This window comes from Streptomyces sp. NPDC006923 (genome assembly GCF_040635655.1).
Classification (GTDB): Bacteria; Actinomycetota; Actinomycetes; order Streptomycetales; family Streptomycetaceae; genus Streptomyces.
The window spans coordinates 68,360-94,508 of record NZ_JBEYIF010000015.1; the positions used below are offsets into that span (position 1 = coordinate 68,360).

Here is a 26,149-nt window from a genome sequence, read left to right on the forward strand (position 1 = left end):
ACGGGTCCACAATGGGCCCGAGAGCGTCGTCACCGAGGAGACCTTGATGAGCCTGTACGACATTCCGCTGCGCACCCTCACCGGTGAGCCCGCCTCCCTGGCCGCGTACCGGGGCAAGGCCGTGCTGCTGGTCAATGTCGCGTCCAAGTGCGGCCTCACTCCGCAGTACGCCGGTCTGGAGCGGCTCCAGCAGCGGTACGCCGGCCGGGGCTTCACCGTTCTCGGCGTGCCCTGCAATCAGTTCGCGGGGCAGGAGCCCGGCAGCGCCGAAGAGATCCAGACATTCTGCTCGGCGACCTACGGCGTCAGTTTCCCGCTGCTGGAGAAGACGGAGGTGAACGGGGAGAGCCGGCACCCCCTGTACGCGGAGCTGGTCAAGACCGCCGACGCCGAGGGCACGGCCGGGGACGTGGCGTGGAACTTCGAGAAGTTCCTGCTCTCCCCGGAGGGTGAGGTGGTCGCCCGGATCCGCCCGCGTACCGAGCCGGAGGACCCCGGGGTCGTCGCGGCGATCGAGGCACAGCTTCCCGGCTGACCGGAGACCGCCGGACCGGCCGGAGCGCGCCCGCCCTCCCCGGGGGCGGGCGCGTCGTCCTCGGTCGGGTGCCGGGAGAGGGCGGGGCCCGGGTCACCCGTCGAACGTCTGAGTCTCTGTCAGCGCCGCGCCGCCGGGCGCCGCTATCGAATGGGCATGCCCGACAGGGTGCGTGCGATCACCAGCCGCTGGATCTCGCTGGTGCCCTCGAAGATCGTGTAGATCGCCGCGTCCCTGTGCATGCGTTCGACGGGGTATTCACGGGTGAAGCCGTTGCCGCCGAGTATCTGCACCGCCTGGGCGGTGACCTTCTTCGCGGTCTCGCCGGCGTAGAGCTTGGACATGGAGCCCTCCGCCGAGGTGAAGGGCTTGCCCGTCGCGGCCATCCAGGAGGCCCGCCACACCAGCAGCCGGGCCGCGTCGATCCGCGTCCGCATGTCGGCGAGCTCGAACGCGATGCCCTGGTTGTCGATGATCGGGCGGCCGAACTGGCTGCGGGTCCTGGCGTAGTCGAGCGCGACCTCGTACGCCGCGCGGGCGGTGCCGACCGCCATCGCGCCGACCGCCGGGCGGGACGCCTCGAAGGTGGCCATGGCCGCGTTCTTCACCCGCTCACCGCCGGGGGCCGCCGCCCGCTCGCGGGCGCGGGCGAGGCGTTCGTCGAGCTTCTCCCTGCCGCCGAGCAGGCAGTGGCCGGGGACCCGGACGTCCTCCAGGACGACCTCGGCCGTGTGGGAGGCGCGGATGCCGTGCTTCTTGAACTTCTGGCCCTGCGAGAGGCCGGGCGTGGCGGGCGGGACGATGAAGGAGGCATGGCCCTTCGAGCCCAGCCGGGCGTCGACGACGGCGACCACGACATGGACATGGGCGATACCGCCGTTGGTCGCCCAGGTCTTGGTGCCGTTGAGCACCCACTCGTCCTTCGCCTCGTCGTACACCGCGCGGGTCCGCATGGCCGCCACGTCGGAGCCCGCGTCGGGTTCGGAGGAGCAGAAGGCCGCCACCTTCACATCACCTGCGTCGCCGTACATCTGCGGTATCCAGGTGCCGATCTGCTCGTCGGTGCCGTTGGCGAGGACGCCGACGGCCGCGAGGCCGGTACCGACGATCGACAGGGCGATGCCCGCGTCGCCCCAGAACAGTTCCTCCATCACCATCGGGATTCCGAGGCCCGTCGGATCGAAGAACTGCTGGGCGTAGAAGTCGAGGGAGTAGATGCCGACTTTCGCGGCCTCCTGGATGACCGGCCACGGTGTCTCCTCGCGCTCGTCCCATTCGGCGGCGGCCGGGCGGATGACGTCGGCGGCAAAACCGTGGAGCCAGTCCCGGATCTGCTTCTGGTCGTCGTTGAGATCGAGCGTGAACCCGGTCATGTTGCCCTCCAGCACTACGTCACCTACATGTGTTACTTACGGTAACGGCAGTCTGTTACTCGCAAGTAGGAGATGTCAACCGGCCACGGGATGATCAGCATTGGCAGCGGGCAGGGTGTTACGTTGCCCAGGCGTCACGCAATCGCACGGGCGGGGAGACACTCCATGGAGACGACACAACAGGCCGAGCAGCAGAGATCGGCGCGGCAGCGGCGGCGCCAGCTCCTGGAAGCCGCGGACCGGGTGGTCCTGCGGGACGGCCCGCACGCCTCCATGAACGCCATCGCCGCCGAGGCGGGCATCACCAAGCCGATTCTCTACCGTCACTTCGGTGACAAGGGCGGGCTGTACCGGGCGCTCGCCAAACGCCACACGGACGCGCTGCTCACCGCGCTGCGGGCGGCGCTCGACGCACCGGCCGAGCGGCGCGAGCGGGTCGAGGCGACCCTCGACACCTATCTCGCCGCGATCGAGGCGAGCCCCCAGGTCTACCGCTTCCTGATGCATCCGGCCGAAGACACCCAACTGCCGGAACAGGGCTTCGATGTGGGCCGCCACTCGGCCCCGCTGCTGCGCCGCCTGGGGGAGGAACTCGCCAAAGTCATCGAGGAGCGGGTCGACCTCGGACCGGGCAGCGAGCAGCTCGCCCGGGTCTGGGGCCATGGCATCGTCGGCATGATGCACGCGGCCGGTGACTGGTGGCTGGGTGAACGTCCCTGCTCACGTGAGCAGTTGGTGCGCAGCCTGGCGGATCTGCTGTGGGGCCGGCTGGCCGGGGTCAGCGACCGGGCCGGCGGGCCGGGGTTCTGAGCGGTCCCCGCGCGGCGTGCACCGGGGGCGGTCTACGGAGCGGCGGTGGTCCAGGGCGCCCGGCGCGCGGCCCGCAGCGCCCTGGACCTGCGCCATCCGGTCAGCCGGTCGGGATAGACCAGGCCCTCCAGGTGGTCGCATTCGTGCTGGAGGCAGCGCGCGAAGAAGCCCGAGCCGTCGACCCGTACCGGCTCTCCGTCCACCGTGAAGCCGTCCACGGCGGCATGGTCGAACCGCTCCGTCCCCGCCTCGATGCCCGGCAGCGAGAGACAGCCCTCGGGGCCCCGCAGGGAGATGCCGTCCGCCTCGGTCAGCCGCGCGTTGACGAGGTGTCCGAGATGACGGACGTCCTCGTCGTCGGGACAGTCGTATACGAACACCCTCAGAGGCACACCGATCTGGTTCGCGGCGAGCCCCACACCCCGGTTGGCGTACATGGTCGCGAACAGATCTTCGACCAGTGCGGCCAGGTCGGGACCGAAGTCCGTGACGGGCTCGGCGGGGGCGTGGAGCACCGGATCACCAAGCATTCTCATGGCTCGTACTCGCCCGGTACTGCCGGGGATCGGACGGTTTCGCATGACGGTCAGGGTACGGTCCGGGGTGACCTCCGCCTTCTGCCCGGTGCCGCGGTGCGGGCCGCTGGCCGGATCTCGATAGGCTGACCCCGGACCGATGCGAGGAGGACCAAGGACGATGTCAGGCAACACGGAGCCGCTGTCGCCGCGAGCGAAGCTGGCCGTGACGGCGGGCAAGGCCGCGGCGGCGGTGTCCCGCGCCGCCGGGCGCGGCAGCGGATCGGTGATCGGCGGCAAGGTGGCGCTCAGACTCGACCCCGATCTGCTGGGGCGGCTGGCGCAGCATCTCGACGTCATCCTGGTCTCCGCCACCAACGGCAAAACCACCACGACGCGGCTGATCGCCGAGGCCCTGCGGGCGGCCGGCCCCGTGGTGTCCAACGCTCTCGGCGCCAATATGCCGGCCGGTATCACCTCGGCCCTCGCGGGCGGTTCCGACGCCAAGTACGGCGTCATCGAGGTGGACGAGAAGTACCTCGCCGGGGTGGCACGCGACACCACGCCCAAGGCGATCGCGCTGCTCAATCTCTCCCGCGACCAGCTCGACCGCGCCGCGGAGACCCGCATGCTCGCGGAGAAGTGGCGCGAGGGGCTGGCCGGTACGAAGGCCGTCGTCATCGCCAACGCGGACGACCCGCTGATCGTCTGGGCCGCCTCCTCCTCGCCCAATGTGGTCTGGGTGGCGGCGGGCCAGGAGTGGAAGGACGACGCCTGGTCCTGCCCCTCCTGCGGCGGTGTGATGCAGCGCCCCGGCGACGACTGGTTCTGCGGCGAGTGCGGTTTCCGCAGACCCGCGCCGAGCTGGGCCCTCCACGGCGACCATGTCCTCGACCCGCACGGCTCGGCCTGGCCGATCCATCTCCAGCTTCCCGGCCGCGCCAACAAGGCGAACGCGGCCACCTCGGCCGCCGTCGCGGCGACCTTCGGGGTGCCCCCGCAGGTGGCGCTGGAGCGGATGTACCAGGTGCAGGCCGTGGCCGGCCGGTACGACGTGGTGTCCTTCCTCGGCCGTGACCTGCGGCTGCTGCTCGCCAAGAACCCGGCGGGCTGGCTGGAGACGTTCTCGCTCATCGATCCGCCGCCGACCCCGGTCATCCTCGCCGTCAACGCCCGCGGCGCGGACGGCACGGACACCTCGTGGCTGTGGGACGTCGACTACACCCGGCTGGCCGGCCATCCGATCTTCGTCATCGGCGACCGCAAGCTGGACCTCGCCGTGCGCCTCGAAGTCGCCGGCCTGGACTTCCGCGTCTGCGAGACCCCCGACGAAGCGGTGCAGATGGCGCCGCCCGGACGGATCGAGGCGATCGCCAACTACACCTCGTTCCAGGATCTGCGCCGGCGCGTGGGCAACTAGAGAGCACACGGACCCATGACGAATTCCTCTGAAAGACGAGCGAACATGAGTGACAACGGTCTGCGGCTGGTGTGGATCTACCCGGACCTGCTGAGCACTTACGGGGACCAGGGCAACGCCCTGGTGGTGGAGCGCCGGGCCCGGCAGCGCGGCCTGAACGTCACCCGGGTGGATGTGCGCAGCGACCAGCCGGTGCCGACGTCCGGCGACATCTACCTGATCGGCGGCGGTGAGGACCGGCCGCAGCGGCTGGCCGCGGAGCGGCTGCGCCGTGACGGCGGGCTCAGCCGGGCCGTCTCCAACGGCGCGATCGTGTTCTCGGTCTGCGCCGGATACCAGATCCTCGGCCACGAGTTCATCAATGACCTGGGCGAGCGCGAGGCGGGCCTCGGGCTGCTCGACGTGGTCTCCACCCGCGGCGAGGGTGAGCGGTGCGTCGGTGACGTACTGGCCGACATCGATCCGCGGCTGAACCTGCCGCAGCTCACCGGCTTCGAGAACCACCAGGGCATCACGCATCTCGGCCCGACGGCGCGGCCGTTCGCCAAGGTCAAGCTGGGCCGCGGCAACGGCACGGGGGACGGCACCGAGGGCGCGTACAACGACACCGTCTTCGGTACGTACATGCACGGTCCGGTCATGGCGCGCAATCCGCAGATCGCGGACCTGCTGCTGAAGCTGGCCCTCGATGTGAACGCGCTGCCGCCGACGGACGACCGCTGGTACGAGGCGCTGCGCGCCGAGCGGGTCGCCGCGGCGGTCCAGCCCGCCTGACGCCCTCCGGGGCATGTCCAGCAGTCGGACGCCGGGTTCGGTCCCGCCGCCACACGCCGGTAGGGTGGCGGCGATCTGGCCGGACGACGGTGTCCGGCCGTCGGCCCACTTTGCAAAGGTATTCCGGGCAATGCGAATTGGTGTGCTCACCTCAGGCGGCGACTGCCCCGGCCTCAACGCCGTGATCAGGTCCGTCGTGCACCGCGCCGTCGTCGACCACGGCGACGAGGTGATCGGCTTCCACGACGGCTGGAAGGGCCTCCTGGAGTGCGACTACCGCAAGCTCGACCTGGACGCGGTCGCCGGCATCCTCGCCCGCGGCGGCACCATTCTCGGCTCGTCCCGGGTGCAGCCCGCGCATCTGCGGGACGGCGTGGAGCGGGCCAGGGGTCATGTGGCCGATCTGGGTCTTGACGCGATCATCCCGATCGGTGGCGAGGGCACACTCAAGGCCGCGCACCTGCTCTCCGAGGCCGGGCTGCCGATCGTCGGCGTGCCGAAGACCATCGACAACGACATCCCCTCGACCGATGTGACCTTCGGATTCGACACGGCCGTCGGGGTCGCGACGGACGCGCTCGACCGGCTGAAGACCACCGCCGAGTCCCACCAGCGGGTGCTGATCGTCGAGGTCATGGGCCGGCACACCGGCTGGATCGCCCTGCACTCCGGCATGGCCGCCGGCGCCCACGCGATCGTCGTGCCGGAGCGGCCCTTCGACATCGGTGAGCTGGCGACGCTGGTCGGCAAGCGGTTCTCGGCCGGCAAGCGGTTCGCGATCGTGGTGGTGGCGGAGGGCGCCAAGCCGCGCGAGGGGTCGATGGAGTTCGACGAGGGCGGCAAGGACATGTACGGCCACGAGCGCTTCGCGGGCGTGGCCCGGCAGCTCTCGGTCGAGCTGGAGGAGCGGCTCGGCAAGGAGGCCAGGCCGGTGATACTCGGCCATGTCCAGCGCGGTGGCACCCCGACCGCGTACGACAGGGTCCTCGCCACCCGCTTCGGCTGGCACGCGGTCGAGGCGGCGCACCGCGGCGAGTTCGGCATGCTGACGGCGCTGCGCGGCACGGACATCGTGATGGTTCCGCTCGCCGAGGCCGTGGAGACGCTCAAGACGGTGCCCGCCGAGCGTTACGCCGAGGCGGAGTGCGTCCTCTGACCCTCACCGGTCTCCGGTCCCGCGACCGGCGAACCGCCCCCGGTCGCTCCGGCGTCCGGGGGCGGTTCTAGTCTGGTGCGGACAACACGGCAGGAATCAGGCCGGTACACCTCAGGACGTCCCCGGGAGCGCACGGATGGATCACAGCGGGCACGGCATGACGATGGATCTGCCGCCGTTCACGCTGGGACGGGCGCTGGAATACTCTCCGGACCTCTTCTTCCTGTTCGGCTGTCTGCTGGCGCTGGCCCTCTACGGCTGGGGCGTGGTGCGGCTGCGCAGGCGCGGCGACGGCTGGCCGGCCGGCCGTACCGTCGCGTTCACCCTCGGTGTGCTGACCGTGGCGCTGGTGATGTGCACCGGGCTGAACGACTACGGCATGGTCATGTTCAGCGTGCACATGGTCCAGCACATGGTGATCAGCATGGTCTCCCCCATCCTGCTGCTGCTCGGCGCCCCGGTGACGCTGGCGCTGCGGGCGCTGCCGGTCGCCGGCCGTGGCCGCAAGGGCCCGCGTGAGCTGCTGCTCGTGCTGCTGCACAGCCGGTACGTACGGATCATCACGCATCCGGCCTTCACCATTCCGCTCTTCATCGCGAGTCTGTACGCGCTGTACTTCTCGCCGCTGTTCGACTTCCTCATGGGTTCGAAGACCGGGCATGTCGCGATGATGGTGCACTTCCTCGCGGTCGGCCTGATCTTCTTCTGGCCGATCATGGGCGTGGACCCGGGACCGCACCGGCCCGGCCATCTGATGCGGATGCTGGAGCTCTTCGCCGGCATGCCGTTCCACGCCTTCTTCGGCATCGCGCTGATGATGGCGAGCGAGCCGATGGTCGACGCGTACCGGAATCCTCCGGCCTCGCTCGCCATCGACGCCCTGACGGACCAGAACGCGGCAGGCGGCATCGCCTGGGCGTTCAGTGAGATCCCCTCCGTGCTGGTCCTGATCGCCCTGGTCCATCAGTGGTACCGCTCGGAGCAGCGGCAGGCGAAGCGCTCGGACCGGGCGGCCGACCGGGACGGCGACAAGGAGCTGACGGCGTACAACGACTATCTCGCCTCGCTCCAGGCCCGGAGCCGGTAGCGCGAACCGGCCGTCACGGGTGAGTATGGCCTTCACGGGCGACGACGGCCTTCACCGCCCCGGCCGGGAGGAGGACAGACATGTCCGGATCCACGAAGACCATGGGTGTGGTGACCGTCGGTGCGCTGGTGGTGGTGACGGCCTACACGGCGGCGCTCGGCAGCAACGGCTGGCTCTGGTTCGGATGGGTGGTGCTGGGCCTGATCACCATCGGGATGGTCGCCTCGCGGGGCAACTGACAACTGACCGAGCGCCGTCGGCGTGCCGTCACAAGGACTGTCACGAGGACTCCGTGACGCGGAGGGCCGCCTTTCCGTTCACACTCGACGGCGTACCGGGCGTGCCCGTCCCGTGTTTGAGCGAGTCGAGGATGGCCATCCCCTGGCCCACCAGACCGGCCGCCACGTCGTTCACGCCGTCGGTGCCGTTGAGGACCGTCAGATGCGCACCGGACATGCCCCGGGCCGCCGCCTCGGCCAGCGCCGGCAGATTCTCCACGATGCGGTTGGCCGCGATGAGTTCCTGGTTGCCGTCCTTCAGGGACGCGGCGCGGGCGGTGTTCGCGTCGGCCTGCGCCTGGGCGATGGTCCGTTCCTTGTACGCGCCGCCGTCCGCCTCGAACTTGGCCCGGTCACGGGCCGCTTCCGCCAGCGTGCGCTGCCGGTACGCCTCGGCGTCCGCCGGACGCCTGACCTCGGCCTCCAGCCGCTGCGCGGCGAGCAGCGCCTGGCGCCGGGCCAGTGCCGTCCGCTCCTCGATCGTCTCCTGGGAGGCCCTGGCCTCGGCCAGCGGTCCCGCCTGCGCGGCGCGCGCGTTGACCTGCTCCGTCTCGGCGTGGAAGCCGGCCCGCTTGATCGAGGTGTCCCGCTCGTACTCGGCCTTGAGCGCGGCTGCCTGCTGCTCGCGTTCGGCGGCCTCCTGGTCCGCCTTGGCCTGCGCGATACGCGCCTGGCTGGCGACCGCGGCCGCGTGCGGCGCGGCCAGATTGTCGATGTAGCCGGTCGTGTCGTCGATCTCCTGGATCTGCAGCGCGTCCACGACGATGCCGAGTTTCTCCATCTCGCTGTGGCTGCCCTGTTTCACTTCCTGGGCGACCCGGTCGCGCTCGCGGATGATCTGTTCGACGGTCAGACCGCCGATGATGGAACGGAGGTGACCGGCGAAGATCCGGCCCACCAGCTCTTCCATACGTTCCTGCTCCGCGAGAAACCGCCGGGCGGCATTGGCGATCGACACGGCGTCGTCGCCGACCTTGAACACGGACACCGCGCGGACCCGGAGCCGGATTCCCTGCTGGGTGACGCAGTCCTCGACGATCTCCGCCTCGCGCAGAGCCAGGGACAGCATGCGGGCCTTCTGCTTCACGGGGAGGACAAAGCTTCCGTGTCCGGTGACGATCCGGAACTGGGTGTCCTGGGCCTGGCGTTTGGAGCCGGATATGAGCATTGCCTCGTTGGGCGCGGGAACATGCCAGAACAGCATGACGGACTCCTGTCGTACTACGTCGTTCTCGTGGTTCAGGCGGGGAACGGCTCCACGATCACCGATCGCGCCGAAATGGACTCGACGACGATCACGCGGAGATTCCTGCCGATCGGACGGTCCGCCCAGGCCGCGTAGGCCTCGGACCCGCCCCTTACGGACACCAGGACCTCACCGGGCCCGTCGGCCGGGATCGGAACGGTGACTCTGCCGATTGCTCCGACCGGGGTCTGTGAGGACTCGTCTGCCGCGGACATACGTCGTTGCTCCACCCGTTTCCCTCGTGACGACGCTCCCGGCCCGGGGCCGGCGCTCCGCGGACTCACCGGCGCGAGCCCGGGACAGTGGTTCCGGGGCCGCGCGTACACCTGCGGACCCCTGTGTCCGTACAGCCGGTTCATCGGCCGCGATCATGTGTGATCACGCCTCCCAGATGGCCGCGTCGACGACCTGTCGGCCGTCGAGGTGACCCCCGGGCAGAACAGCCGACGGCGGCATGCCCGCACTACCTTCACACTACTCCGCGAGGCATCGGGAGAGCGGGAGCGCCGGACCGCCGCACTCACTCACCGGAGTGGCGCGATCACACGGCGCGCCTACAATTTTCTCTACCGGGACTTTTCCCCGGCGTTCGGGCGCCGCTCCGGCGGCCGGCCCACGGCACACGCGTACAGACAGGTCACCGGGCTCCTTCCGAGAGGGAAACCATGACTGAGGAACGACGCCTGGCCCAGGACGAGGAGTGGAGCGGCGGGTGTCCGACGGCGTCCCTGGGCCGTCGGTCCTTTCTGCACGGCACGGCGGCCGGAGTCGCCGGGGCGGTCGGCGGCGGCCTCCTGGGCAGCGAAGCGACCGCGGACGCGCGCAGGGCGGGCGCCGACACCGTCCCGTTCTTCGGCCGGCACCAGGCCGGTATCGCCACGCCTCCCCAGCAGGACGCCATCTTCCTGGCCTGTGATGTGACCGTCCCGAACCGGGCCGAACTCACCAGGCTCTTCGTCACCCTGACCGAGCGGGCCCGCTTCCTCACCTCGGGCGGGAGACCTCCGGCGGTGTCAGCGAATTCGGCGCCTTCCGACAGCGGGATCCTCGGGCCGAGGATCCCGGCCAACAATCTGACCGTGACGGTCGGAGCCGGGGCCTCGCTCTTCGACGGGCGCTACGGCCTGAGCGGGCGCAAGCCGGTCCAGCTCATCACCATGCGGCCGTTCCGTCACGATGATCTCGACCCCGCTCTGAGCAACGGCGATCTGCTCATCCAGTTGTGCGCCGACCACCGTGACAACACCGTGCACGCGCTGATCGACCTCCTGACCCACACCACGGGTGCGATGAAGCTGCGCTGGCGTATCGACGGCCAGCGCAATCCGCCGCGCCCGGAAGGTGTCCGGCGCGACTGGTTCGGCTTCAAGGACGGCATCGCCAACCCGGACCTCCATGACCCCGCCCAGGTGAACCAAGTGGTCTGGACACAGCCGCACACCGATGAACCGGCCTGGGCGGCCGGCGGCACCTATCACGTGGTCCGTATCGTCCATTTCCAGGTCGAGGCCTGGCAGAAGGTGCCTGTCGCGCAGCAGGAACGGATCTTCGGCCGCCGCAAGGCGAGCGGCGCCCCGATGTACGCGGTGTCCGAGAACGCCTCGGATCTCCTCGACCCCGTCTACACCAATGACCCTCAGGGGCTGATCACCCCGCTGGACTCCCATATCCGGCTGGCCAATCCCCAGACCCCGGAGACCGCGTCGACCAGCAGCATCCTGCGTCGCAGCTACGACTACGACCGCAGTCCCAATGTGCCGGAGCTGGACATGGGACACGCGTTCGTCTGCTTCCAGCGCGAACTCAACACCTACATCGCCATGCAGACACGGCTGGAGGAGGAGGCCCTGGTGCCGTACATCAGCCCCCGGGGCGGTGGTTACTTCTTCGCCCTGCCCGGCGTCCGGGACAAGAACGACTACTACGCACGCGGCCTCCTCGCCTGAGCATCCGTGGCCGGACCGGCCACGGGCCGCCCGCCCCGCACAGCGACCGAACCCCCGCGACGCACGCAGGAGGCGAGATGTCTCACCCTCTGGAAGGCCGTTCCCGTACCGGCCGAAGGCGACGGGCCGGGCGGCTGCGGCCGGTATTCGCGGTCGGCGCGGCGGTCCTGCTCGCGTCGTGTACGAAGCCGGCCCCGGCGCCTTCGGCGGCCGCCGGTCCCGCCGACACCGGCCGTGTGTATGTCACCAACCAGCTCGACAACACGCTCTCGGTCATCAACGCCCGCAGCAACAAGGTCATCGCCACCGTGCCCGCCGGCACCGCGCCCGAGGGCGTCGCCGTGGCCCGCGACGGCAAGCATGTGTACATCGCCAACAACGGCTCCGCCCGCGTCTCGGTGCTCGGCACCCGGACCAACAAGATCGTCAAAGCGGTGCCGGTCGGCAAGAAGCCCACCGGTGTCGCCCTGAGCCCCGACGGCAGACGTCTCTATGTCACCAACGGCGGTTCCAACAGCGTGTCAGTGATCGACACCGCGACCAACCGCGTGGCCGCGACGGTGAAGGTCGGCGTCTCCCCGGTCAGCGTGGCGGTCAGCCCGGACGGTGCCACGGCGTATGTGGCGAACACCGGGTCGGGCAGGCTGTCCGTCATCGACACCCGCGCGAACCGGGTCACCCGCGAGCTCGCCGCCGGCCGTACCCCGGTGAGTGTCGCCATCAGCCCGGACGGCAGGTCGGCGTATGTCGCCAATGAGGCGGCGGCGAGTGTCTCCGTCATCGGGACCCGCGACGGCACGGTACGGACCGTCCGGGTCGGCGAGGGCCCCTTCGACGTGGCGGTCGGCCCGCACGACGGGACCGCCTACGTCGCCGTTCTCGGCCCGGGGACCCTGTCCGTGATCGACAGCGGAGCCTCCCGGGTCTCGGCGAACCTCTCCGTCGGCTCCACGGGCACCGACCCGTTCAATGTCGAGGTCACCGAGCACGCGCTGTATGTGACGGACCAGGGCGTGGACGCCCTCACGGTCATCGATCCCAGGACCCGCAGGACCGTCGCGACCATCACCGTCGGCGACAGCCCCTACGGCATCGCGGTGAGCCCCTGACCCCCGGCACAGCCGGACCGGACGTCCCCCGGGCGCGTTGTCTCCGGCTGCGGCGGCCGGGCCTCGGTGGGAAACTTGCAGGTGAGGGCAGCCCGAACCGACGCTCAGCCATGGCGGAGAAGAGGATGAGGAAATGCTCATGTCAGACGTCCGGTCGGACCTGGTTCTTTCCCAGTCCGCCTACGCCCATGTGATCAACGCGCCCGTGGGCAAGGTGGACATCGAGCGGTGGCTGTTCAGCCTTCCGGAGGCCGAATACCAGCGCTGCGCGCCGCCCGACCACATCGCCGCCGGCGCCACCTCGACCGACGACGGCCGTCCGATGTCGATCAATGTCGAGATGATCGGCACCGCTCTGATGATCCAGCACTACGTGGGTGAGATCACCGGGCGCGACCACTGCCGGATGGTGTCCCTGTCCGATGTCTTCTCCCCGGCGGGGCGTACCAAGGTGCAGGTGATCTGGGACCTGAGCGTGCGGCCCGTGGACGACGGCCGCTGTATGTACCTCAACTCGGTGACCGCGCATCCCACGGAGGAGTTCCTCGCCTTCATCAAGGAGCACGGCATCCCGTTCGAGCAGGCCGCGCACGACCGGCAGACGGCGTCGAGCGATCACAACAGCCGTGAGACCCCGCTCTACGCGGCGAGCATCGAGCGCGCGGCGCTGGCGAGCGGCTGAGCACACCGGACCTCAGTCCTCGGTGCCCGGGTCCTCGGCCGGAGGAGTGGCCACTTCGAGCCAGACGGTCTTGCCGCGGCCATTGGGGAAGGTGCCGAACGCGGCGGCGAGCGCGTCGACGATGACGAGGCCACGGCCGTGCTCGGCGTGCTGGCTCTCCTCTTCGGAGGTGACCACGAACGAGGGGACAGGCGGCGCCGTGTCGTAATCCTTGACCTCCAGCCTGATGCGGTCCGCGAATTCCCGCAGCCGCAGTTCGACATCGCTGTCGGCGTGGATCAGGGCATTGGTGGCCAGCTCGGACACGATGAGTTCGAGGTCCTCCGCCGCTTCTTCCTGGTCCCAGCTCCTGAGCTGCGACCGTACGAATCTGCGGGCGGCCGCCACCCCGCGCAGGTCCCGCTGCTGGATCCCCAGGCGGCTGATCCGCCGCTGTCTGCCGAGCCGGGCGCCTTCGTAACACGCGAGAAGCACCACGGCGTCGTCGTGCCGCGCGTCGGCCCCGGGCCCGGTGGTGAGGATCCGGTCCGCCTTCTCCTCCAGGTTCTGGTCGAAGTTGCCCCCCAGGAAGGAGAGTTGCTGCCGCGCGTAGGTGACAGGATCGGCAGGCTGCCCGCTGGCGACTCCGTCCGTGTAGAGGAGGAGCAGGGAACCGGGCTCGATCACGGTCTCATAGCTCTGGTAAGGGGGCACCGGGTGCATTCCCAGCGGGAAGCCGGGGATCGCGTCCAGCGCGTGGATGTGCCCGTCCGGTCCGCGTGACACGGGCGGCGGATGTCCGGCCAGACAGCAGGTCGCGGCGCCGGTCGTGGCGTCCAGGAGTACGACACAGCAGGTCGCGAGGAGTTCGGTGTCCAGTTCATTGAGGAGTTTGCTGGTCCGCTCCAAGATCGCCGAGGGGTCGTGGCCCTCACACGCGTAGGCGAGGACCGCGGTGCGCACCTGGCCCATGACCACCGCGCTCTCGATGCTGTGGCCCTCCACGTCGCCCACGATGAACGCGATCCGGTCGTCGGCCAGTTTGATGACGTCGTACCAGTCGCCTCCCGCCCTGCTGGAGGAATCCGCGGGCAAGTACCGGGCGGCCACGGTGACTTCCGGCAGTTCCGACACCGTGCGCGGAAGCAGCCGTTTCTGCAGGCTCTGCGCGAGCGCGTGTTCGCTCTCGTTCATGCGGACACGTTCGAGGGCCGACCCGAGCAGGTCGGCCATCATCACCATCACAAAGGTCTCGTCGTCCGTGAGACGGCGCGTTTCGCCGAAGCCCAGGCCGCAGACACCGATGGGCCGTTTGCTCCCGCCGAGAGGGAGATACGCCCAGGACGACCAGCCGTCATCAGGGACATCGGGGTAGCGGGCGCGTCTGTCGGTGCTGTCCTGAAGGAACACGGGCCGCGCGCGGAGGCTGTCCGCCGTCGGGCTGTTCTCGTTCACGCTGGAGCCGTGCAGGCGCCGCACGGACTCGGACAGCCTGCCCCCGTGGCCGACGACCCAGAGACGGCCGTCGTTCACGACGCTGAGTGTCATCTCCTCGGCCTCGAAGGTCCCCATGATGTGCGTGATGGCGGCGCTGGTGATGTCTTCGGTGGTCAGTGCCCGGTTCAGCGCCGCGGCGAGCTTGCGTAGCTGGTACATGAGGGTCAGGACGGCCGACCCCGGAGCGTCCGTCAGACCGCGCACCGTGTTTCGCGACACGGAGGTCGGCGGATTCTTTCCGTACATCGGTACGAGCACGGGCCGGGGGCCTGCGACAAGGGGGACACCGCGTTCGGCGAACGGCACCAGGTCGCGTGCGAGCCTGTCGGCGCGTTCCCTCAGCCAGGCCCGCTCGGCGGCCCTGGGGAGCATGCCTTCGTTGGACGGCCGGCTGAGGACGGTCAGCACACCGAACCGGTCCCCGTTGTGCGTGACCGGCATGGCCGCCACGAGGTAGGAGAAGAGCCCGACAGCGTGTTCGTCGGCCAGACTGAACCGCGGTTCGTCGTTCACCGTCAGGTGCTGGGTCCGGAACGCGCGGGACGTGGCATGGGAGGAGTCGGCCGGTATCCGTTCGGGCAACGAGAAGATGGCCGGCGGAGTACCGACGATCATCCGGGCGACAAGCGTCTGGAGGCCCTCTTCGGGGAAGTAGACGATGCCCATCACCGCGTCCAGGTGGGCCACCGTCTCACGCAGAGTGCGGTGCGACAGCCGCTGGAGCGCCGCCTCACCGCCCGGCCCGGCGGTGCCGGACCGGTCACCCGGCGAGCCGTGCTCATCGGCGTTGCTCATCGCGTCGCGACCTCACCTCGAATGTTGCGCGGCGCAGTCCGGCCTTCCGCTGGATGGATCGGGTAACGGGTCGGTAGCGCGGATTTTCGGTTTCCACGGTACGCCGTTCATCTTCCCGACGCGTAACGAGCGGAGACTGCGGGGGCCCCGGGGGGGGAGGGCCGCGGTGATCGATGCTGACGATCACGAAGCGGCGGATCGTCCTTGTACGAGCCACTCGTCACACCCGGATTCCTGGTGACAGGCATCACCGGCACGGCTTGAAGTGGCCGGACTGTCCATGACGTGAGAAGCGTTCCGCAGGCTCTGGAGAGACTCCTTGAACACCCCGTCCCACGGTCAGTTGCTGGAGGCTCCGCCGCTCACCGGTGTGCGCGTTCCGCCCCGCGGCGGCAGCGTCGCACAGCACCCGGTGCGACTCGACATCCAGGGGCTCCGCGCCCTGGCGGTCTCCCTGGTCGTCCTCTCCCACGCCGGGGTCGGCCGGTTCAGCGGTGGTTATGTCGGTGTCGACGTCTTCTTCGTGATCTCGGGTTTTCTCATCACCTCGCTGCTGACGCGCGAGCTCTCCACCACCGGTGGCATCTCGATCCGGAGGTTCTACGCCCGCCGGGCGCTGCGCCTGCTGCCCGCCTCGACACTCGTCGTCCTGACCACACTCGGCGGCGCCTGGCTCTTCCTGTCGAAGGTCCGGTTCACCGAGTACGTGGGCGACGCCATCAGCAGTTCTCTCTACGCGGTGAACCTCAGGCTGGCGATCAGTGGCACGGACTACCTGGCGCAGGGGAGTCCGCCGTCGCCGTTCCAGCACTTCTGGTCGCTGGCCGTCGAGGAACAGTTCTATCTGCTGTGGCCGCTCCTCCTTCTTCTGAGCTGGAGGCCGGGCCGGCGACGCCGGCTGGTGGCGGTGCCGCTTGTCGTGCTCTGCCTTGTCTCGTTCGGGCTGAGTGTCTTCACGACGGAGAGTTCCGCCTCGTGGGCGTACTTCGGATCGCACACCCGTGTCTGGGAACTGGGCGTCGGAGCGCTGCTGGCGCTGTCCGTCGGACGGCTGGAGCGGCTTTCCACCAGGGTCGCGGCTCCGGCCACCTGGATCGGCCTGGCCTGTGTGCTGCTCTCGGCGGTCTGGTTCGACGGCGACACGCCGTTTCCGGGGTACTACGCGCTCCTGCCCGTGCTCGGAGCCGCGCTGGTCCTGGCCGGCGGCTGCTCCCCTTCCCGGTCCGGTGCCCAGTGGCTGCTCGCGAGACGGCCGCCGGCATGGCTCGGCGGATTGTCCTACGGCTGGTACCTGTGGCACTGGCCGCTCCTGGTCATCGGCCCGATGGCGCTGGGCAGACCCACCACCGTGCCGCTCGCCCTCGCGCTCTGCGCCATCGCCCTGGTGCCGGCCTGGGCGACCCTCCGTCTCGTCGAGAATCCGGTGCGGTTTCACAGGGCGTTCCGCGGCAGGCCCAACCGGGCCCTGGGACTCGGCCTCGGCCTGTCGGTGGGCGCCGCCGCGGCGGCCCTGGTCGCGGCGGCCTTCCCGCCGCCGATCAGCTCCGGTGTGCCCGCGCCCTCGCTGAAGGAGACGCTCACGGCGGCGCCGGATCCGGAGGCACGTCTGGCGCGGCTCCTGGAATCGCCCGGTACGAGCCTGCCGAGCAACCTCACTCCGGCACTGGCCAACACGAAGGACACCGAGTCCGCCGTCTACCGGGACGGATGTCATGTGAATTACGCGAGCACGGAGACCCCTCCGTGTGTGTACGGAGACCGGTCCTCGGACAGAGTCGTGGTGCTTTTCGGAGATTCCCACGCGGCCCAGTGGTTTCCGGCGCTCGACCGGCTCGCGCGGGAAAACCGGTGGAAACTGATTTCACTGACGAAGGCGTCGTGCAAAACAGCGGCGGTGACCATCATCAGCGGCGGCAAGCCCTACCAGACCTGTGACACCTGGCGAAACAAGGCGGTCGCCAGGATCAACGCGCTCCACCCCTCTCTGGTAATCGTCTCCTCCTCGGAGGCGGGCACCCCGGTGCACGCCATGAAGGATCCCCGCCGGGGGTGGGCCGACGGTTACCGGGAGACATTCCAGGACCTCGCGAAAAGCGGCGCCCGGGTGGCCACCATCCTGGACACTCCCTGGCCGAAGGTCGACGCCGTCGACTGCGCGGCCTCACATCCCCTGCGACTGGAGCGCTGCGCGAATCACGTGGCCGACGCGATTCAGGACCGGACCCGGAGAGACGCGGTCAGGGACGCGGCGACGTCGGCGGGCACCTCGGTGATCGACCCCGAACCCTGGCTGTGCACCCCTGCCGGAGATTGTCCCGTGGTGGTGGGAAATACCATTGCCTATCGCGATGACAGCCATATGACGGAATCCTATTCCGAGGCCGTCGCTCCCGTTCTCGGCAATCGGCTGACCGCGCTCTTCGGCAGGGACCTCAAGCGAGGAACCGACCTCGGGACAGAATAAGAAAACTTCTGGCCAAGAAACTGTCCCGTAGACTCGACCTCGGTGTCCGATTGGGAGCTGGTGACTGACCCGGCGCGGCTGGCGGCTGTGAACCGGGTCCTTCCGATGGCCCCCTCCGTACGGGAGTCCCTGGACCGGCTGGCGGAGCTGGCGGCGACCGTGATGGATTCCGCGGCGGGCGCCGTGATCATGGTCGGCGACAGACGTGAACATGTGGTCGGCCGCTTCGGTGCGGTGGAATGGCTCGCCTCGGAACGGGCGCAGTCGTTCGAGGCCGGCTTCTTTCTGGAGTCATTCACGGCCGGGGTGCCCCTCTACATCGACGACGCGGCGAGCGATCCCGCCTTCGCGGCGCGTTTCGCCTACCGCTCGTACGCCGAGTGCCCGCTGCGCGATCCCGAGGGGCAACTGCTCGGAACCCTGAGTGTGGCCGACACCCGGCCGCACCAGTGGCGGCCGATGGACCGGCGGGCCCTCGAAGCCCTCGCGGAGTCCGTGATCAGCGAGATCGCCCTGTATCTGGACATCGACCGGCGCCAGCAGTTGCTCACCGCTCTGGACGCCGCACCCGCGGCTGTCGCACTGGCCCGCGGCCCGAAACACATCATCGAGTACGTCAACTCCGGCTTCCGGAACGTCTTCGGTGACCTTCCGCTGGGGGTGCCCTGGGCCGAGGCACTGGCCGACCTGCCGGCGGATGTGCACGCCCGGCTGGACACGGTGCTGATGACCGGTGAGGTGATCCAAAAATACGATGACCCAATGACCCTGCGGTGGCCGGGTGAGCTACGCCCCCGGAAGCGGTACTTCGACTTCTCCTACGCCCCCATCCACCGCGACCTGGGGAACTGGGGTGTGCTGATGGCCGGTGTGGAGGTCACCGATCGCGTACAGGTCCGGGTGGAGAGCGAGCGCCGCGCCCAGCGGCGTGAGCTGCTGGCGCAGGCCGGCGCCGCGCTGTACCGAAGTCTGGACCCGGCCGCCGAACTGCAGGAACTGGCCCGCGTCGCCGTCCCCGGCCTCGCGGACTTCTCCACGGTGCACCTGCTGAGCCAGCCGCTCCCGCCGGGCCGGACGCCACCGCTGCCGCTGATCACCGAGCGGGTCGCCGTCGCCGCCGACGGCAGGCTGAGCCGGCTGCCCGTCCCCGCCGCGCGGGTGCGCTGGAGCCGCGCGGACGATCCGCTCGTGCAGGCCATCAGCCGAGGCGAGATGTTCTGTGCGTACATAGACGCGTCGTCCCCTCCCGACTGGTCCTACCGGTCCGACATGGTCAAGGCCTTCGCCGACGGGCTCTCCCAGTTGGCTCTCGCCCCCGTCGTGGTCGAGCACCAGGTGGTCGCGATGGTCGCCTTCGGCACCTACTACCAGCGGCCCCGGTGGGACGAGGACGACTTCGCCGCGCTGAACGAGATCACCCGGTACGCCGGATTCGCGCTGGACAGAAGCATGTCCTACCAGCGCACCCGCCACTCCGCGCTGGTACTGCAACGCAGCCTGCTCACCGCGCCGCCCGCGGTGCCGGGGCTGCGGATCTGCGCCCGCTACCAGCCGGCCGGCCACGACGAGGTCGGCGGCGACTGGTACGACGTCTTCGAACACAAGGAGAGGAACGGGCTGTCCGTGGTCATCGGTGATGTCGTGGGCCACGACATCACCGCCGCCGCCTCGATGGGCCAGATGCGGGCCACCCTGCGCGCGCTCGCCCTGGACCGGCCCGACGGCCCGGCCGCCACTCTGCGGCGGCTGGCCTCGGTCAACACCCAGTTGGCGATCACCGCGTTCACCACGCTCGTCTACGGGCAGCTCACCCGGGGCCCCCACGGCTGGCGGCTGCGCTGGGCCAGCGCCGGGCACGTACCGCCGCTGCTCCTCGACCCCGTCAGCGGTGCCCGCGTACTGCCCCAGATCGCCGGAACGGCGATCATCGAATCGATGGACGGGCTCTACTACGAGGAGGGCCAGACCGAGCTGCCGGCCGGCTCCACGCTCCTCTTCTACACCGACGGCCTCGTCGAACGGCCCGGCACGGACATCGGCGACAACATCGACGCTCTCGCGCGCAGCGCCGCCACCGGCGCCCGGCACTCCGTCGAGCTTCTCTGCGACGAGATCCTGAGCGGTTCACCGACCGACGACGACATCGCGCTGCTGGCCCTCCGTATCCCGTTCTGACGCACCCCGTTCAGGGTGTCCGGGCGTCCGGGTGACCTGACCGGTGTGCGCCCGTTGTGCTGCCCCTCGCCGCCGAACGCCCCCACGCCGGGGCATGGCTCGCAGAACCGGAGGCATGATCCCTGACGGGCAGCCAGGACGACCGCGGGGAGTGCGCCGTGACGGCGGGTACATGGGTAACGGTGGCAGCGGTCGCGGTGGCGGTGGTGACTCTCGCCCTCAACGGGATCTGGGCCCGCAAGCATCATGTGAAACAGACGGAGCAGTTCTACCTCTCCCGCTACTGGCACATCATCGACCGGTTTCCCAAGGAAGCGATGGTCAACGGCGTCTCGGGCGATCTCGACGACGCCCAGCAGCACGCCGTCCTGCTCTATCTCCGGCTCTGTGAGGACGAGGCCGATCTCCGGTCGATGTGCATGGTCTCGGACGCGGTCTGGGGTGCCTGGGAGAAAGGCATCCGCTCCCAGCTCTGCCACTGGCCGGTGGCCGGCCAGTGGCAGAGGATCAGCGGCGGCGACCTCGCCGTGCGGAACGAGGGCCAGTTCCGCCATCTGCGCGCGCTGATGGCGACGGACGCCTATGACCCCTGCCCGCGAAACCGGCCGGGGCGATGGGGCCGGGGCCTCTGAGCCCGGAGCCCCGCCGCGAGGGCCCCGGCCGGGCCCCGCCGGGCGGTGTGTCAGCCGCCGGCGACCGGCTGCCGCTGTATCCGCGCCGCGGCCTCGGCGGCGCGTGCGGTGACCTCGGCGGCGGCGCGGGCCGCGCGACCCGAGACACGCCAGGCGAGGATGCGGGCGACGGTGGCGGGAGCGGGCGGGAAGACACCGAGCTGGCCGAGCATGGTGATGTCGTCCCGCACCGCCTCATGACCGGTCACCTGACCGTTCCGGACATCCAGCACATGCACCTGTTCGAAATCAATCTCCCGGCCGGTGGGCGGAATGGCCTGGTCGAGCTTTCCCTCCCGGAAGCGGACGAACGGTCCCGTGTGCCGCCCCTGCATACGCAGCCGCACCCATATCTGGTCCTTCCCTTCCGCGATGCCGAGAAGGGGAAAGCGCAGATCGGTGAAGGCGTACCGCATCCACGCGCTCGACGCGAGGGTGCCCGCAGGACCCGGGATCCGGCAGGCGGCCGGCGATACGGCCGCTTCCCGGTTGTGGTTGCTCTCCGACACGACCTCGGCCGCCAGCGCGGGATCGCCCGTTTCGAGAATCCGGAAGAGCCCGGAGGCCAGTGCGTTCGCGTCCATGTGTACTCCTGTTTCGGTGCGTCGCACGGACGTCGCGCGGCACAAGGGCAAGTCGTGGGCTGTCCACCGTAGCCGCCAGAACGGCCCGGCGGATTCCGCTTCCACGCCGGCGGCCGGTCACACCGGCCCGCCCGCCCACGGGGAACCGTCCGGCTCCCGGTCGCACCGGCCCCTCCCCGGCCCGCGCGCGTCAGGCGGGAGCCGGGGCGATGTCGGTGCGGAAGGAGGTGCGGTACGTCTGCGGCGCGACACCGACGACGCGGCGGACGTGCGGGCGGGCAGAATGATCCGGCACCCCCGGGCCCTGACCGGTCCGGGCCCTACAGGACAGCCCTGAGCGGCACGCGCACCACGGAGGAGCACCGCCCGTCATGGACACACAGCAAGGCACCGGCCGTGGTATCCGGATCGAATCGGTGGGTGGGCCCACCGCCATCCTGGAGATCGGCGGTGTCCGTCTGATCACGGACCCCACCTTCGACGAGCCGCAGGAGTACGACTTCGGGCCGGGCCGGGTGCTCGCCAAGACCGCGCCGTCCGCGCTCGGACCGGACGAGGTGGGCCCGGTCGACGCCGTCCTGCTCTCCCACGACCAGCATGTGGACAACCTCGATGTGTCGGGGCGGGCCTACCTGGCACAGGTGCCGCTCGTACTGACCACGGCGAGCGCGGCGGAGCGGCTGGGCGGTGCCTCCCGGGCGGCCGCCCCGTGGGAGCACCTGGATCTGCCGCGCCCGGACGGCCGGGCACTACGCGTCACCTGGGTGCCGGCACTGCACGGCCCCGAGGGCACCGAGCACATCGTCGGCGAGGTCACCGGCTTCGTCCTGTCCGGCGAAGGGGTCCCCACGGTGTATGTGAGCGGTGACAACGCCTCGCTCGATGTGGTGCGCGCGGTGTCGGAGCGCTTCCGCCGGATCGATGTCGCGGTGCTGTTCGCCGGCGCGGGCCGGACGGGACTGATCGACGGCTACCTCACCCTGACCAGCCACCAGAGCGCGCGGGCCGCGCGCGTCCTCGGCGCGGCGCATGTCGTCCCCGTGCATTTCGACATGTGGCGGCACTTCACCGAGGGCGCGCCGGAGTTGGCCGAGGCGTTCGACGAGGCCGGGCTCCGTGACCGGCTGACTCTGCTGGCTCCCGGCGAGAGCACCGTGGTGGCCGCCACTCCGGTGGGCTGACCCGCCCGGCCTCGACCGCCCGGGCCTCCCGGCCCCGGGCGACGGCGCCCCGGCCGCACCCGCCCGTGAGGCCGCCGCCGCGGCGCACGGGCGAGTTCATGACCGGTCAGGTCCGTTACAACGGACAAGACCCGCACATACACTTGCCTCCGCCGGGGAACCCGGTTGACCTGGGACAACGCCGTCCTGGAGCCGGCCGGGCCTGTGAGGAGCGCACCCTGTGTTCTATTACGTCCTCAAATACGTCCTGCTCGGACCTCTGTTGCGACTGCTGTTCCGGCCCAGGATCGAGGGCCTGGAGCACATTCCGGCGGACGGCGCGGCGATCGTCGCGGGGAATCATCTGTCGTTCTCCGACCACTTTCTGATGCCGGCGATCCTGAAGCGGCGCATCACCTTTCTCGCGAAGGCCGAGTACTTCACCGGGCCGGGTATCAAGGGCCGGCTGACGGCCTTCTTCTTTCGCGGCGCCGGTCAGATCCCGGTGGACCGGTCGGGCAAGGAGGCCGGGCGGACGGCGATCCGGGAGGGGCTGGGGGTGCTGGCCAAGGACGAACTCCTGGGCATCTACCCGGAGGGCACCCGTTCGCACGACGGCCGGCTCTACAAGGGCAAGGTCGGAGTCGCGGTGATGGCGATCAGGGCCCAGGTGCCGGTAGTGCCGTGCGCCATGGTCGGCACCTTCGAGATCCAGCCTCCCGGGCAGGTGGTCCCGCGCATCAAGCGAGTGACGATCCGCTTCGGTGAGCCGCTGGAGTTCTCGCGCTACAAGGGCATGGAGGACGAGAAGGCGGCCATCCGCGCGGTCACCGACGAGATCATGTACGCGATCCTCGGACTGTCCGGACAGGAGTATGTCGACCGCTACGCGGCCGAGGTCAAGGCGGAGCAGGCCAAGAAGTTCCCTCGGCGCCACCGCTGAGAGCGGATCCGCCATCGGCGTAAGGCCCTGGGCGCGATGCCCTCCCCCGGCTTAGCGTCCCTCCCATGACCAGGGGAAACGCCGTAGTGATCGGCGCGACAGGACAGACGGGGCGGGTCGCCGTCCAGGCACTCGCCGAGGACGGCTGGGAGGTGCGCGCGGCCTCGCGCGGCGGCGGCAGGGACCCGCGCTGGCCCGAGGAGGTGCGGGCGCTGCGGCTGGACCGGGAGGACGACGGGGCGCTGGCCGCGCTGGTGGGAGACGGCTGCGATGTGATCGTGGATCTGGTGGCCTACGGCCGGCCGCACGCGCGGCAGTTGACCGGGCTCGCGGACCGGATCGGTTCGGCGGTCGTCATGTCCAGCGGAGCGGTGTACGAGGACGACCGGGGCCGCGGATTCGACACCCAGGGCGAACCGGACGGCTTTCCGCGCTATCCGGTGCCGATCCCGGAGAGCCTGCGCACGGTGGCGCCGGGCGAGGCGACGTACGGCACACGGAAGGTGCGGCTGGAGCGGGACCTCCTGGCGGCCGGCGGCACACTGCCCGTGACGCTGTTGCGGGCCGGTGCGATCCATGGGCCGTACTGCCGTACGCCGCGCGAGCTGTACTTCGTCAAGCGGGCACTGGACGGCCGTCGCCGGCGGGTGCTGGCGTACGGCGGCAGGAGCGTTTTTCATCCGATGCATGTGGCCAACCTCGCCGAGCTGATCAGACTGGCGGCGGCCCGGCCCGGCTCCCGGGTGCTCAACGCCGGCGACCCCGAGGCGCCGGACGTCGCCGCGATCGGCGCGGCCGTCGACGCGGTCCTGGGAGTGGAGAGCGAGACCGTGCTGGTGGACGGCCCTCCCCCGGAAGGGACCATCGGGGACACCCCCTGGGGAACCGCTCATCCTGTGGTCTACGACATGACGGCGGCCGGACGGGAGCTGGGCTACCGGGCCGTCACCGGCTATGCCGAGTCCCTGCCCGGGACCGTCGAATGGCTCACCGAACGCCTGCGCGACCGCCGCTGGGAGGACGCCTTCCCGGAGATGGCCCGGAACTACGGCGCGCACGGCGGTCTCTTCGACTACGCGGCGGAGGACGACTGGCTGGAGCGGCACGGCCATTGAGCGAGGGGCCCCCGGCCGGCGGCCCGCATGCCGGAGGGAGGGGCCGGCCGGTCCGGCCGGCCCCTCCCCCGGGTACTGCCGCTACCGCTTCGGCCTCACGGCTTGGGTGTGGCGTGCGGACCGCAGGTCACATCGCGGCTGTCCAGCGCCCCGGTCAGCAGGTACGACTCCACCCGGTCGTTGATGCACGGGTTCGCCAGGTTAGTGATGCCGTGCGACCCCGCGTCCTGCTCGGTGATCAGACGCGAGCCCTTGAACCGCTTGTGCAGCTCGACGGCGCCCGCGTACGGAGTGGCGGCGTCACGTGTGGACTGAGTGATCAGCACCGGCGGCAGGCCCTTGCCGGTCTTGACCTCGACCGGGGTCTGCTGCTTGACGCCCCAGGTGGCGCAGGGGAGGTTCAGCCAGGCGTTGCCCCAGGTGAGGAAGGGGTAGTCCCGGCTGAGACGGGTGTTGTCCCGGTCCCACTTCTGCCAGCTCGTGGGCCACTTCGCGTCGGTGCACTCGACGGCGGTGTAGACCGCGTTGCCGTTCTCCGAGGCGATGTTGCCCTGGGTGTCGGACAGGTCCGGGGCCGCCGCGTCGACGAGCGCCTGGGTGTCACCGGCGAGGTACTTGCTCCAGGTGCTGGCGACCGGCACCCAGCTCGAGTCGTAGTACGCGGCGCTCTGGAACAGCGCGTCGAGCTCGGCCGGGCCCACGAGGCCGCCGAACGGCGCCTTCCTGGCGGCGGCGCGGAGCTTGTCGTAGTTGCGCTGGACCTGGTCGGCCGTGGTGCCGATGTGGAAGGTCGCGTCGTTCTGCGCCACCCACTTCTTCCAGTCCAGGAAACGGCCCTCGAAGGCGATGTCCTGGTCGAGGTTGGCCTCGTACCAGATCTTCTCCTTCGACGGGTTGACCACGCTGTCGACGATCATGCGCCGTACGTGCGACGGGAAGAGCGTGCCGTAGACGGCGCCGAGGTACGTGCCGTAGGAGACGCCCAGGTAGTTGAGCTTCTTCTCACCGAGCGCGGCCCGGATGACATCCAGGTCCCGTGCGGTGTTGGGCGTCGTCATCTGCGGCAGCATCCAGCCGCTGCGCTCCTTGCAGCCGTCCGCGTACTCGGCCGCCAGCTTGCGCTGGGCGCGCTTGTCGGCCTCGCCGCGCGGGATCGGGTCGAGCTTCGGCGCCTTGACGAACTCCTGCGGATCGACGCAGGAGATGGGGGACGAGTGGCCGACACCGCGCGGGTCGAAGCCGACGAAGTCGTATGCCTTCGCCGCGTCCGCCCAGATGGCGTTCTTGGTGACGACCCGGCGCGGGAACGCCATGCCGGAGCCGCCGGGGCCGCCCGGGTTGTAGATCAGGGCGCCCTGGCGTTCGCTCTTGGTGCCGGTGTTGCCGATACGGTCGACGGCTATCTTGATCTGCCGGCCGTTGGGCTTCGAGTAGTCGAGCGGGACGCTCACCCAGCCGCACTGGATGGGCTTCTCCAACGCCCAGTCGGCCGGGCAGTCCTGCCAGTCGATGCCCTTCTTGGCGGCGCGCTCGGCGGCCACCGTGGCGCCGTACGCCGCGGAGTCGCCGTGGTGCCGGCTTTCGGCGGTGGCCGCCGGAGCGGCGATCGCGCCCGCTATGAGCGCGCCGGCGAGCAGAGTACCGGCCGAGCCGAGCACTGCTGTGCGTCTCAAGTGGAACCTCCCCCAATGTGGTGCGCCGCGCTGGGCAGCGCTGTTCGGTGGTGCTTCCCGGGATCCTCCCGCCCGAGAGGTTCCTGAGAACAGATCACTTCGGTGTTTCTTTACCCGATCGATAACCGGGACCCGTGGTCCCGTTCAGCGGTGCGGGACCAT

Annotated in this window: 23 protein-coding genes; 16 read left to right on the forward strand and 7 right to left on the reverse strand. The window is 70.0% G+C overall.

The window, feature by feature from the left end; all coding sequences use genetic code 11:
- The first annotated feature begins 46 nt into the window (after positions 1 to 46).
- Positions 47 to 535 carry a glutathione peroxidase gene (locus ABZ707_RS26040; protein ID WP_360179434.1) on the forward strand — a complete coding sequence of 163 codons (489 nt, stop codon included), beginning with the start codon at positions 47 to 49 and terminating at the stop codon, positions 533 to 535.
- A gap of 143 nt (positions 536 to 678) precedes the next feature.
- On the opposite strand, the gene ABZ707_RS26045 is transcribed toward ABZ707_RS26040, so the two are convergent.
- A complete protein-coding gene (locus tag ABZ707_RS26045; protein WP_360179436.1) occupies positions 679 to 1,908 on the reverse strand; it encodes an acyl-CoA dehydrogenase family protein in 1,230 nt (409 codons plus the stop codon).
- 165 nt (positions 1,909 to 2,073) lie between these two features.
- Between ABZ707_RS26045 and ABZ707_RS26050 the strand changes: the two genes are divergently transcribed.
- On the forward strand, positions 2,074 to 2,718 hold the full coding sequence (locus ABZ707_RS26050; protein ID WP_360179438.1) for a TetR family transcriptional regulator: 645 nt from the start codon (positions 2,074 to 2,076) through the stop codon (positions 2,716 to 2,718).
- A 32-nt stretch (positions 2,719 to 2,750) separates the two neighbouring features.
- On the opposite strand, the gene def is transcribed toward ABZ707_RS26050, so the two are convergent.
- Complete coding sequence (gene def, locus ABZ707_RS26055; RefSeq protein ID WP_360179440.1) at positions 2,751 to 3,299, reverse strand: peptide deformylase; 549 nt, start codon at positions 3,297 to 3,299, stop codon at positions 2,751 to 2,753.
- Positions 3,300 to 3,414: 115 nt separating this feature from the next.
- Between def and ABZ707_RS26060 the strand changes: the two genes are divergently transcribed.
- The 5 genes from ABZ707_RS26060 to ABZ707_RS26080 all read left to right on the forward strand — a co-directional run bounded on the left by ABZ707_RS26060 (position 3,415) and on the right by ABZ707_RS26080 (position 7,909).
- Entirely contained in the window at positions 3,415 to 4,653 is a 1,239-nt protein-coding gene (locus ABZ707_RS26060) for a MurT ligase domain-containing protein (protein ID WP_319682292.1), read from the forward strand.
- A gap of 45 nt (positions 4,654 to 4,698) precedes the next feature.
- The gene (locus tag ABZ707_RS26065; RefSeq protein WP_319682293.1) at positions 4,699 to 5,427 is read left to right on the forward strand and encodes a glutamine amidotransferase; all 729 of its coding nucleotides are present in this window, start codon (positions 4,699 to 4,701) and stop codon (positions 5,425 to 5,427) included.
- 130 nt (positions 5,428 to 5,557) lie between these two features.
- Positions 5,558 to 6,583, forward strand: coding sequence for a 6-phosphofructokinase (locus tag ABZ707_RS26070; protein ID WP_360179442.1), 1,026 nt, complete (start codon positions 5,558 to 5,560; stop codon positions 6,581 to 6,583).
- A gap of 136 nt (positions 6,584 to 6,719) precedes the next feature.
- Entirely contained in the window at positions 6,720 to 7,670 is a 951-nt protein-coding gene (locus ABZ707_RS26075) for a cytochrome c oxidase assembly protein (protein ID WP_360179444.1), read from the forward strand.
- 80 nt (positions 7,671 to 7,750) lie between these two features.
- A complete protein-coding gene (locus ABZ707_RS26080; protein ID WP_360179446.1) occupies positions 7,751 to 7,909 on the forward strand; it encodes a hypothetical protein in 159 nt (52 codons plus the stop codon).
- Between the two features lie 40 nt (positions 7,910 to 7,949).
- Here the strand turns inward: ABZ707_RS26080 and ABZ707_RS26085 are convergent, their stop codons facing one another.
- Positions 7,950 to 9,152: an SPFH domain-containing protein gene (locus tag ABZ707_RS26085; protein ID WP_360179448.1), complete on the reverse strand. Its 1,203-nt coding sequence runs from the start codon at positions 9,150 to 9,152 to the stop codon at positions 7,950 to 7,952.
- Between the two features lie 35 nt (positions 9,153 to 9,187).
- Complete coding sequence (locus tag ABZ707_RS26090; RefSeq protein WP_360179450.1) at positions 9,188 to 9,409, reverse strand: hypothetical protein; 222 nt, start codon at positions 9,407 to 9,409, stop codon at positions 9,188 to 9,190.
- Positions 9,410 to 9,859: 450 nt separating this feature from the next.
- Between ABZ707_RS26090 and ABZ707_RS26095 the strand changes: the two genes are divergently transcribed.
- The 3 genes from ABZ707_RS26095 to ABZ707_RS26105 all read left to right on the forward strand — a co-directional run bounded on the left by ABZ707_RS26095 (position 9,860) and on the right by ABZ707_RS26105 (position 12,931).
- Positions 9,860 to 11,140, forward strand: a complete 1,281-nt coding sequence (locus ABZ707_RS26095) for a Dyp-type peroxidase (protein WP_360179452.1) — start codon at positions 9,860 to 9,862, stop codon at positions 11,138 to 11,140.
- Positions 11,141 to 11,217: 77 nt separating this feature from the next.
- Positions 11,218 to 12,249, forward strand: coding sequence for a beta-propeller fold lactonase family protein (locus tag ABZ707_RS26100; protein ID WP_360179454.1), 1,032 nt, complete (start codon positions 11,218 to 11,220; stop codon positions 12,247 to 12,249).
- Positions 12,250 to 12,388: 139 nt separating this feature from the next.
- Positions 12,389 to 12,931, forward strand: coding sequence for a hypothetical protein (locus tag ABZ707_RS26105; protein WP_360179456.1), 543 nt, complete (start codon positions 12,389 to 12,391; stop codon positions 12,929 to 12,931).
- A 12-nt stretch (positions 12,932 to 12,943) separates the two neighbouring features.
- Here the strand turns inward: ABZ707_RS26105 and ABZ707_RS26110 are convergent, their stop codons facing one another.
- Positions 12,944 to 15,202, reverse strand: coding sequence for a SpoIIE family protein phosphatase (locus ABZ707_RS26110; protein WP_360179458.1), 2,259 nt, complete (start codon positions 15,200 to 15,202; stop codon positions 12,944 to 12,946).
- 319 nt (positions 15,203 to 15,521) lie between these two features.
- Between ABZ707_RS26110 and ABZ707_RS26115 the strand changes: the two genes are divergently transcribed.
- The 3 genes from ABZ707_RS26115 (at position 15,522) to ABZ707_RS26125 (ending at position 20,473) form a co-directional block, all read left to right on the forward strand.
- Complete coding sequence (locus tag ABZ707_RS26115) at positions 15,522 to 17,666, forward strand: acyltransferase family protein (protein ID WP_360179460.1); 2,145 nt, start codon at positions 15,522 to 15,524, stop codon at positions 17,664 to 17,666.
- Between the two features lie 42 nt (positions 17,667 to 17,708).
- Complete coding sequence (locus ABZ707_RS26120; RefSeq protein ID WP_360179462.1) at positions 17,709 to 19,841, forward strand: SpoIIE family protein phosphatase; 2,133 nt, start codon at positions 17,709 to 17,711, stop codon at positions 19,839 to 19,841.
- A gap of 158 nt (positions 19,842 to 19,999) precedes the next feature.
- Complete coding sequence (locus ABZ707_RS26125) at positions 20,000 to 20,473, forward strand: hypothetical protein (RefSeq protein ID WP_360179464.1); 474 nt, start codon at positions 20,000 to 20,002, stop codon at positions 20,471 to 20,473.
- 50 nt (positions 20,474 to 20,523) lie between these two features.
- On the opposite strand, the gene ABZ707_RS26130 is transcribed toward ABZ707_RS26125, so the two are convergent.
- Positions 20,524 to 21,096, reverse strand: coding sequence for an ester cyclase (locus ABZ707_RS26130; protein ID WP_360179466.1), 573 nt, complete (start codon positions 21,094 to 21,096; stop codon positions 20,524 to 20,526).
- A 371-nt stretch (positions 21,097 to 21,467) separates the two neighbouring features.
- On the opposite strand from ABZ707_RS26130, the gene ABZ707_RS26135 reads away from it, so the two are divergent.
- The 3 genes from ABZ707_RS26135 to ABZ707_RS26145 all read left to right on the forward strand — a co-directional run bounded on the left by ABZ707_RS26135 (position 21,468) and on the right by ABZ707_RS26145 (position 24,314).
- Positions 21,468 to 22,277 carry an MBL fold metallo-hydrolase gene (locus ABZ707_RS26135; RefSeq protein ID WP_360179468.1) on the forward strand — a complete coding sequence of 270 codons (810 nt, stop codon included), beginning with the start codon at positions 21,468 to 21,470 and terminating at the stop codon, positions 22,275 to 22,277.
- Between the two features lie 220 nt (positions 22,278 to 22,497).
- Positions 22,498 to 23,199, forward strand: coding sequence for a lysophospholipid acyltransferase family protein (locus ABZ707_RS26140; RefSeq protein WP_360179470.1), 702 nt, complete (start codon positions 22,498 to 22,500; stop codon positions 23,197 to 23,199).
- A 65-nt stretch (positions 23,200 to 23,264) separates the two neighbouring features.
- A complete protein-coding gene (locus tag ABZ707_RS26145) occupies positions 23,265 to 24,314 on the forward strand; it encodes an NAD-dependent epimerase/dehydratase family protein (RefSeq protein ID WP_360179472.1) in 1,050 nt (349 codons plus the stop codon).
- Between the two features lie 95 nt (positions 24,315 to 24,409).
- Here ABZ707_RS26145 and ABZ707_RS26150 read toward each other — a convergent pair whose 3' ends face one another.
- Positions 24,410 to 25,987, reverse strand: a complete 1,578-nt coding sequence (locus ABZ707_RS26150) for an alpha/beta hydrolase (RefSeq protein ID WP_360179474.1) — start codon at positions 25,985 to 25,987, stop codon at positions 24,410 to 24,412.
- Positions 25,988 to 26,149 lie beyond the last annotated feature (162 nt).

Bases quoted from the DNA above. Each gene is read 5' to 3' on its own strand.
- ABZ707_RS26040 (WP_360179434.1), top strand. From the start codon at position 47: ATGAGCCTGTACGACATTCCGCTGCGCACCCTCACCGGTGAGCCCGCC.
- ABZ707_RS26045 (WP_360179436.1), bottom strand. From the start codon at position 1,908: ATGACCGGGTTCACGCTCGATCTCAACGACGACCAGAAGCAGATCCGG.
- ABZ707_RS26050 (WP_360179438.1), top strand. From the start codon at position 2,074: ATGGAGACGACACAACAGGCCGAGCAGCAGAGATCGGCGCGGCAGCGG.
- def (WP_360179440.1), bottom strand. From the start codon at position 3,299: ATGCGAAACCGTCCGATCCCCGGCAGTACCGGGCGAGTACGAGCCATG.
- ABZ707_RS26060 (WP_319682292.1), top strand. From the start codon at position 3,415: ATGTCAGGCAACACGGAGCCGCTGTCGCCGCGAGCGAAGCTGGCCGTG.
- ABZ707_RS26065 (WP_319682293.1), top strand. From the start codon at position 4,699: ATGAGTGACAACGGTCTGCGGCTGGTGTGGATCTACCCGGACCTGCTG.
- ABZ707_RS26070 (WP_360179442.1), top strand. From the start codon at position 5,558: ATGCGAATTGGTGTGCTCACCTCAGGCGGCGACTGCCCCGGCCTCAAC.
- ABZ707_RS26075 (WP_360179444.1), top strand. From the start codon at position 6,720: ATGGATCACAGCGGGCACGGCATGACGATGGATCTGCCGCCGTTCACG.
- ABZ707_RS26080 (WP_360179446.1), top strand. From the start codon at position 7,751: ATGTCCGGATCCACGAAGACCATGGGTGTGGTGACCGTCGGTGCGCTG.
- ABZ707_RS26085 (WP_360179448.1), bottom strand. From the start codon at position 9,152: ATGCTGTTCTGGCATGTTCCCGCGCCCAACGAGGCAATGCTCATATCC.
- ABZ707_RS26090 (WP_360179450.1), bottom strand. From the start codon at position 9,409: ATGTCCGCGGCAGACGAGTCCTCACAGACCCCGGTCGGAGCAATCGGC.
- ABZ707_RS26095 (WP_360179452.1), top strand. From the start codon at position 9,860: ATGACTGAGGAACGACGCCTGGCCCAGGACGAGGAGTGGAGCGGCGGG.
- ABZ707_RS26100 (WP_360179454.1), top strand. From the start codon at position 11,218: ATGTCTCACCCTCTGGAAGGCCGTTCCCGTACCGGCCGAAGGCGACGG.
- ABZ707_RS26105 (WP_360179456.1), top strand. From the start codon at position 12,389: ATGTCAGACGTCCGGTCGGACCTGGTTCTTTCCCAGTCCGCCTACGCC.
- ABZ707_RS26110 (WP_360179458.1), bottom strand. From the start codon at position 15,202: ATGAGCAACGCCGATGAGCACGGCTCGCCGGGTGACCGGTCCGGCACC.
- ABZ707_RS26130 (WP_360179466.1), bottom strand. From the start codon at position 21,096: ATGGACGCGAACGCACTGGCCTCCGGGCTCTTCCGGATTCTCGAAACG.
- ABZ707_RS26135 (WP_360179468.1), top strand. From the start codon at position 21,468: ATGGACACACAGCAAGGCACCGGCCGTGGTATCCGGATCGAATCGGTG.
- ABZ707_RS26145 (WP_360179472.1), top strand. From the start codon at position 23,265: ATGACCAGGGGAAACGCCGTAGTGATCGGCGCGACAGGACAGACGGGG.